At 43.3% G+C, this 7,573-nt stretch carries 6 protein-coding genes; 1 reads left to right on the top strand and 5 read right to left on the bottom strand.

Features of this window, described 5'->3' with window-relative positions:
• Nucleotides 1-332: 332 nt before the first annotated feature.
• Entirely contained in the window at nt 333-1,217 is an 885-nt protein-coding gene (locus tag ACYTXL_RS26910) for a ParA family protein (protein ID WP_461927362.1), read from the top strand.
• A 126-nt stretch (nt 1,218-1,343) separates the two neighbouring features.
• On the opposite strand, the gene ACYTXL_RS26905 is transcribed toward ACYTXL_RS26910, so the two are convergent.
• The 5 genes from ACYTXL_RS26905 to treY all read right to left on the bottom strand — a co-directional run bounded on the left by ACYTXL_RS26905 (nt 1,344) and on the right by treY (nt 7,462).
• Entirely contained in the window at nt 1,344-1,991 is a 648-nt protein-coding gene (locus ACYTXL_RS26905) for a DUF938 domain-containing protein (protein WP_461927361.1), read from the bottom strand.
• A gap of 43 nt (nt 1,992-2,034) precedes the next feature.
• On the bottom strand, nt 2,035-2,655 hold the full coding sequence (locus ACYTXL_RS26900; RefSeq protein ID WP_461927360.1) for a Uma2 family endonuclease: 621 nt from the start codon (nt 2,653-2,655) through the stop codon (nt 2,035-2,037).
• Between the two features lie 45 nt (nt 2,656-2,700).
• A complete protein-coding gene (locus ACYTXL_RS26895; RefSeq protein ID WP_461927359.1) occupies nt 2,701-2,952 on the bottom strand; it encodes a BrnA antitoxin family protein in 252 nt (83 codons plus the stop codon).
• Nucleotides 2,953-3,048: 96 nt separating this feature from the next.
• On the bottom strand, nt 3,049-4,566 hold the full coding sequence (locus ACYTXL_RS26890) for a trehalase family glycosidase (RefSeq protein WP_461927358.1): 1,518 nt from the start codon (nt 4,564-4,566) through the stop codon (nt 3,049-3,051).
• Between the two features lie 97 nt (nt 4,567-4,663).
• Nucleotides 4,664-7,462, bottom strand: a complete 2,799-nt coding sequence (treY, locus tag ACYTXL_RS26885; RefSeq protein WP_461927357.1) for a malto-oligosyltrehalose synthase — start codon at nt 7,460-7,462, stop codon at nt 4,664-4,666.
• Between the last annotated feature and the right edge of the window lie 111 nt (nt 7,463-7,573).

The following is a 7,573-nucleotide window of genomic DNA, read 5'->3' as shown; positions in this document are numbered from 1 at the left end:
TCTGGAATTGATTTTTTACCAAGTAAAAAATCAATTCCAGATGCAATCCTCACTTCGTGACGCTTCTCTACGAGAGGCTCCGCCAACGCGAACATTCCCTCGTGGTCACTGAGTGCGGTCGAAGTGCTCACAATAAATACCTACCATTAGAGTACATTGTTCGCGTAGCGGACGCACCAGAAGGTGGGGACTTCCGCGACACGTTAAATCGTGTCACCTAGCTCAACGCCTACAAATAAGTTTCGGAAAATATTAAATTTAATGGAAGATTAAATAGTTCGCGATCGTTGTACGCTACCTAGATGGGAATGCGTCAACAGAGGACTCAACCAATGGGATATGTAATTGCTACTGCAAATATGAAAGGTGGCGTTGGTAAAACCACCCTCACTGTCAATTTAGCTACCTGTTTAGCTAAAAATCATGGCAAGCGGGTGCTTGTCCTTGATTTAGACACCCAAATTAGCGCCACACTTAGTTTAATGTCGCCTTTAGATTTTGCCAAGCGTCGTAAACAAAGTAAAACATTTAGGTATCTGATAGACGAAGTTATCAATCCAGAGGCACAAGCAAAACTGACAATTCAAGATATCATTCAATCCCCGGTTTGTAATCTTCCCGGACTGGATTTATTACCAGGAGATATCGACTTGTATGATGAATTTGTTGTCTCAGAAATGCTGCATAAACAAGCAACTGCTTTGGGTGAACAGGACTTTGAAATGATTTGGAATCGCTTTGAAAGAGTCCTGATTAATAACATCTTAAAACCAGTACGTCAAGAATATGATTTTATCCTTCTTGATTGTGCGCCTGGCTATAATCTATTGACTCGTAGCGCTTTAGCCGCCAGCGATTTCTACATACTTCCTGCTAAACCAGAACCTTTATCTGTAGTAGGTATTCAACTGCTGGAAAGACGGATTGCCCGATTAAAGGATAGTCACGGACATGAAAGCAAGATAGATATAAAAATGCTGGGAATTGTATTTAGTATGTCTAGCGCTAACCTTCTGACTGGCAGATACTATAAACAAGTCATGCACCGGGTTGTTGAAGATTTTGGTGTAGAAAAAATTTGTAAGGTACAAATTCCAGTTGATGTCAATGTTGCTAAGGCTGTTGATAGTTTTATGCCAGCTGTTTTAATTGCTCCCCAATCAGCTGGTTCAAAAGCGTTCTTTCAGTTAACTCAGGAGTTGTTGCAAAAGCTTTAATTTAGAGTTAGGAGTTAGGAGAGACGCGATTAATCGCGTCTGTACAAGAGTTAGGAGTTATGGATTTTATTCCTAACTCTTAACTTCTAATATCATGTCTGGGTTAGTAGACTGGTTCTGTAGGAATTATTCATTACCAGAACGTTCAAACACTACTGAAAGATTATTTGCTGGCATTTGGTAAGTCTGTTTCAAGGTAAGATTTTGGGCGCTAGCGACTGCGACAACATCATCAAAGTTACGTACACCCCACTCTGGGTTTTGGGCGCGTAAAGATTCGTCAAAAGCTGCATTACTCGCTGCTGTATGTTCTCCACCTTGTTTAAAAGGCCCATATAAATAGAGGATACCTCCTGCTGGTAAGATCCGACCTGCCCCTGCCATTAATCCTAGACAGGCTGACCACGGTGAAATGTGAATCATATTGATGTTGACGATCGCCACAATTGGCTGATTATTAAGCCAATCAAATGCAGGATTCTCCACTGCCCAAACTGGTTCTCTGACATCAAGCTCAAGCGGTGGATAAAGATTATCACAGCCAATGTGTTCAGCCCATGCAGTAATGCTGGCTCGTAATTGGGGATTTGGATCTGTTGGCAGCCACGAACGAGAACTGAGCTTGGGGGCAAAAAATACTGCATGTTCGCCAGTACCACTTGCTATTTCCAATATCGTGCCACTCTTTGGCAACACTTGTAAAAGTACTTCTATAATTGGTTCGCTATTGCCCTGGGTTGCTGGTGCGTATTGTCGTGCGTCTTCTGGTGTCATCCGTATCGTTAGATTATAAAATCTGACCGCATCTTATACTATTTCACTCAATCACTGATCGCCCAGCCGTAAAGATTTGTTGTGCTGTTAGTTGCAAGTTGGGAAAGATTGAAGAAATAAGTTGATCGTTGTTTTGAAACAAGTGTTTTTGATACTCATCCTCTATTAAGGTACAAATTGTCACCGTTGGCTGTTTGGGTTTGCCAATATATTCTCTGCCACCAATGCCGAGATAATCAACAATCCAATATTCAATCACTCCTAAGAGGGCATAATCTTCAACCTTACGGGCGTAATCATTTTGCCAGTTCGTGCTGACAATTTCAGCAATCAGTTTGATTGAGTTTCCTGATGTAATTACAGGTTGCTGTTGCCACAATGGTTCATTAATCAATTGAGTTTGGTCTAACACAATTACATCGGGACGAAAAGCTGTTTCTGTTCCTAATAGTTTGATTAGACAGCGATGAGGGATAAAGTAGCTTAGATCCTGACGATCAATTTCTACATTCAGTTTTCGCCCTATAAATGCAGAGACTTGCTCGTGTGGTCCGGTTGGTTCCATTTCAATTAATTCACCATCAATTAGTTCGTAGCGATCGCACTCACCGTAGCAGCTAATAAATTCATCAACGGTGAGAACTTTTGGGGCTGATTGAACCATTGTGATTATTCCTGGTGATTTGATACGAGCCAGTAAGGTAAGGCGTTATCGGGATGAATTATCCTCAATATAAGAGCGGAGAGCAGAGTTAATTAGAGATTGGTAGCCTTTTCCTTTGCTTTTAAACCAATCCAGAATATCTTGATCTAGTTGAATTAATGTGGCTTCTTGGCTAACAGGTTTTACCATTTTGGCTGTTTCCCAGAATTGCTGATCTAATTCAGGAATATCTGAAGTATCAATCGCTGTATCAGGGATATTTTGAAGTTCTTTAAGTCGATTGGGCGAGATACTCATAGTAGGTTCTCCTTTCTTTGGGGGTGGCTTTTCGAGCAGAGATTAATCGAATTTTGCCAAGATAAAGGCATGAGGAAAAAACTCACGCCTTTTTATTTAAACTTTTTTCCCACGGGCTGCTAAAAGTTCCAGAACAACTCCATTTGTCCAGCCGAAGCCAATTTCGTTAGAACTATATCCAAAGGAGATGTCGTCGGAGACGTTGGCAGAACAACGTTCAACATCATATTTCTCAACTATGGTGTTGTGACGCCCGAATTCTTTAATTACCATAGCTAGGAATTTATTCGCAATGCGATCGCCTTCTGGATGATACCCATAGCGGTGAAGTCCCAAGACGGCAATTAACGTCAGTGGTGCCCAACCGAAGGGCGCATCCCACTGGTTTCCGGTGACACGAGTACTGGTAAAAATTCCGCCTGGGGCTTCAAACAAAGAAAGATTTTCCGCAACACGTTGGGCTTGGGCTGGAGAAGCAATTCCCAGCCACAGAGGATAAAATGTGGTAGCAAATTCGTAACGGCGGCGTTCTCCACTCTGGAAATTATAGTCGAGATATATTCCCTGTTCTTCATCCCAGAGATACTGATCGATGCGATCGCGGCGGATATCTGCACGCTCGCGCCATTGTTGCTCCAATTCTTCTTTCCCCAAAATCTGGTTAATTTGCGCCAAATCTTGTTCCATCTGATACAGCAAACTGTTGAGGCACACAGGAGCGTAGTGGAGGATATCAGCGCTGAAAGGGCCAAATCGGTTGGTGATATCAAAACCGGACTCGCGCATGGTGCGATCGCCCTTGTAAAATAGATTGGTCAGTTCGTCATTTTCGCGGTCGTAGTAAAGATTCACATCATAATCTTTAACTTCAAAGGTTTGGTAATATTCCTTGACCCGATCGTAGTGGCTTTTTCCCTCCTCATCCCGCTCGGAGAACAAAACTTCTGGCGCGGCTCCTTCCCCTAAGGCATAGAATCTAGATAAGCCTGTTGCCGCATTTAGATGGGGCGGTACTACCCAATAATAGTAAAATTGCTCTAGGAGCGGTACGGCTGACTTCAACCACTCTTCATCTTGGGTGTGCTGGAATAAGGCCAAAACCATCATGCTGAGGACTGGAGGCTGCGATCGCGACAGCATATAAGTCCGGTTGGAATTCAGGATGGTGCCATAATGCTGCACTTGGTATAGTAGTTGGTCTACTTGGCTTTGCGCTAGCTCCCATTCTTCATCGCGCAAAAGTCCCAGTAAGATAAAGTAGCTGTCCCAGCCATACATTTCGTTAAAGCGCCCACCGGGTACGACATAAGGCCCTGGTAGGTATAATAATCCATGCTCTTTAATTGCTTCGACTTCTGATGGTAAAGTGCGAATTTCAATTCTTTGCATATCCTTGGGAGATAGCGATCGCTCTAAAATAGTCTGAACGTTGGGACAATCTTCTTGAGGCGAAATGTAGACGAGCCAAGGAGTCTCGGTTTCGTGGTCTAGTTTGGTATCTTTGGCTGATTGTAATAGATGTTCGTGCGATCGCGTTAAGGTTTTCCACGTTTTTTTGATGTGCGATCGCACGGTGTCAATTTGTGCGGTGGTGAATGTTGGCGGAGTGGTCATATTTTCAATTTTTTTTTAACGCAAAGGAACGCAGAGGAAACCGCAGAGGTTTTATGGGGTTTTCTGTGCGCCTCTGGGTGAGAAGGATTTATTCTTTTTACTCGGCACTACTAATTAATAGGGCGACTGGAAAATGGGCGAGGGCGGTTGCGATAGATAATGTTTCTTTAGTCTGTAAGGGTTGCTGAGTTAGGACGTTTTTCCAAGTCAGGGATGTTCCAGGGGGTAATTGCAAATGTGTATCTTGCCAAATTAACTCGCCTATGGGATTGTGTCCAGGCTGGATGAGGCTGGTTAAAAAGCGAGGTGCGATGGCGATCGCTGTTTGATTTCCTTCACGCCGCGCAAAGGCGATAATGTGATTGGCGTAGGTTCCCTCAACTTTTAACGGTAAATAGTCGCCGTCCTGGAATAATGAGACGTAGTTTGTTCTGGCTTGGAGTAGTTGAGCTGTTAAAAATAGTTTGATTCTGCCGTCTGTTTTGTGGTTGAGTAACTCCTGAATTAGTCCGAGAATATCTGTTTTTACCTGTTCGCGGATGGCGCTTAGGTAAGTACGTCTTTGTTCAAAATCTACGGGACGGCGATTATCTGGATCAACTAAACTTAGTTCCCAAAGTTCTGTTCCCTGGTAAAAGTCGGGTACGCCGGGTGCGGTAATCTTTAGTAGAGTTTGGGAAAGGGAATTGAATATCCCATAGTCTGCAATTCGCTGTTGAAAGGGACGAAAAACTTCTAGAAATTCCCCGGAGATGGCAGGATCAAGTACTTTCTCAATAAAGGAAGTACAAGCTTCTTCGTACTCGCTATCAGGTCGCAACCATGCTGTGTGAACTTTGGCTTCTCGAATTGCTTTAATTATATAGTCTTTCATCCGTTGCACGAAGGATGTATGTTCTGCTTCGGCAAAGGGAAACGCCCCCACCAGGGTTTGATAGAGAAAATACTCATCGTTGCGATCGGGCATAGCAAACCCCTGGCGATGGCTACGATTTCCCCGATTCATGGCGCTCCAAGTATTTACCTGCTGTTCCCACTCCTCTGGGATTTCTGAGAGGACATTCAACCTCGCACGGACATCTTCGCCGCGTTTGGTGTCGTGGGTGGCTGTGGTGTTCATTGTGTGAGGCCAGCTTATCTGGTGCTGTTGGTTAAAGGCATGAAATTTGGTTACTGATATCCCAAAATGACCGGGATTTCCTCCAACTTCATTCAACGACAGCAACCGATTATAAACATATAATGTCGTGTCTTCTACGCCTTTGGCCATTAGCGGACCACTGTATTGCTGCATTCGCAAGACAAAATATATCCACTGCTCACGTTCTGTTTGAGTCAGAGAATTATCAAACTCTAGCAGCATTAACTTTTCAATAAAGGTCAGTTCATGGTGCAATAGGGGCGTTTGTTCTTTGGCTTGGCGAATTACTTCTTGAATGGTAGCGCGATCGCTTTCTCCAATTCCATCGGGTGTAATATATGTACGGTAAATCGGGAACAGTGTCAAAACTTCGGCGATCGCTCTTTTTAACCCATTCAGTGTAAAATCATTTCCGTAGCGATATTTGCTGGAAACATTCTTTAACAAAAGTGCCAAATTGTCAATATCCCCTGCTAAATTCTTTTCTAAAATCAGGTGCTTTTTCTCCTTGACAATGGTTGAATAATCTACTCTGGAACCGATAAAGTTATAGTAGATTTTATCGAACTGGGATTGATTTTCTGTTTGACAAAATACCCCATTTACATAGTTTAAAAAGTCATATCCTGATGTTCCTTCAATTTCCCAATTCTCCGGCAGGTCTTCTGTGAGTTCTAAAATCTTTTCCACAGTGATATAAACATCACCCGTTTTTTCCCGCAGCCTTTCGAGATACTGGATTGGGTTATAAAGTCCATCAATATGATCAATCCGTAAACCTGTAAATTTGCCCTCCTCTACTAACTTCTGAATGAAGCTGTGGGTGTTATTAAAAACGCGCAATTCTTCAACTTTCACTGAAATCAGTTCATTAACTGTAAAGAAACGGCGGTAGTTCATTTCCTCCGCCCCAACTTTCCAGAAGGCGAGACGGTAAAACTGGTCATTCAGTAAATCATCTAGGAGGTTAAAGCTTTCGGAATTACCCGCTTCTCCATTGAAAGTTTTGATATTTTCATCAATGAACTCGCGGATGGCATCATTTGTGGTGTAGATTTCCCAAACCAATCCTTTAATAAATGCGATTTGGTCTTGTCGCTGTTTTCCCGCCACCTCTGAAGGCACATTTTTGAGAATGTAGAGAATCCCCAATAATTTAATAAAATCGGGGTGATTGCGTCCCAGTGTGCGCGTGAGTTTACCCAGATTATGAATGATAACTTTTGTGTAAGACTCTAACCGCAGTGGCAGTTTCAAGCTGTAATAGTTTACAGTTAAACCGTTTTCTTCATATTGTAGTTGAATGTGTCCGTTTTCCAAGGATACGCCGTAGAAGTCTCCCAGTAGCGGTGCTAGAATTCGCTCTTGGCGATCGCCAAAGGGAGCATTCCAAGAAAGGTCGAAGTAGTCGGTATAACTGGAATCTGGCCCGTGTTCCAATACGTCCATTAAGTAAGGGTTTTCGCTGGTATAAGACATGTGGTTGGGGACAATATCTTGTAACCAGCCCATACCAAGGGATTGAACTTTATCAACCAATGCATCAAAGGATTCATTAGTTCCCAGTTCTGGGTTTAGTTGAGTGGCATCTACTATATCGTAGCCGTGTGTACTCCCGGTTCGGGCTTTGAAAATCGGGGAAGCATACAAATCGGAAATACCTAAATCTGCCAGATAAGTTGCGATCGCTCTAGCGTTGTCAAAGCTAAACTCAGGTGTAAACTGAATTCGATAAGTTGCGGTGGGAATTCGCATAGTTTTTAGTGGAGAGTGAGGGGGATGAGGGGGATGTAGCTTTAGCTTCCCGCAGGGTGGGGGATGAGGGGGATGAGGGGGATGAGGGGGATAAGGGGGATAAGGGGGATG

The sequence above is a fragment of the Nostoc sp. genome, assembly GCF_054880495.1.
The sequence above is the reverse complement of the archived record's forward strand: the minus strand, read 5'-3'. Positions and strand labels throughout refer to the sequence as shown.

Bases quoted from the DNA above. Each gene is read 5' to 3' on its own strand.
- ACYTXL_RS26910 (WP_461927362.1), top strand. From the start codon at position 333: ATGGGATATGTAATTGCTACTGCAAATATGAAAGGTGGCGTTGGTAAA.
- treY (WP_461927357.1), bottom strand. From the start codon at position 7,462: ATGCGAATTCCCACCGCAACTTATCGAATTCAGTTTACACCTGAGTTT.
- ACYTXL_RS26900 (WP_461927360.1), bottom strand. From the start codon at position 2,655: ATGGTTCAATCAGCCCCAAAAGTTCTCACCGTTGATGAATTTATTAGC.
- ACYTXL_RS26905 (WP_461927361.1), bottom strand. From the start codon at position 1,991: ATGACACCAGAAGACGCACGACAATACGCACCAGCAACCCAGGGCAAT.
- ACYTXL_RS26890 (WP_461927358.1), bottom strand. From the start codon at position 4,566: ATGACCACTCCGCCAACATTCACCACCGCACAAATTGACACCGTGCGA.
- ACYTXL_RS26895 (WP_461927359.1), bottom strand. From the start codon at position 2,952: ATGAGTATCTCGCCCAATCGACTTAAAGAACTTCAAAATATCCCTGAT.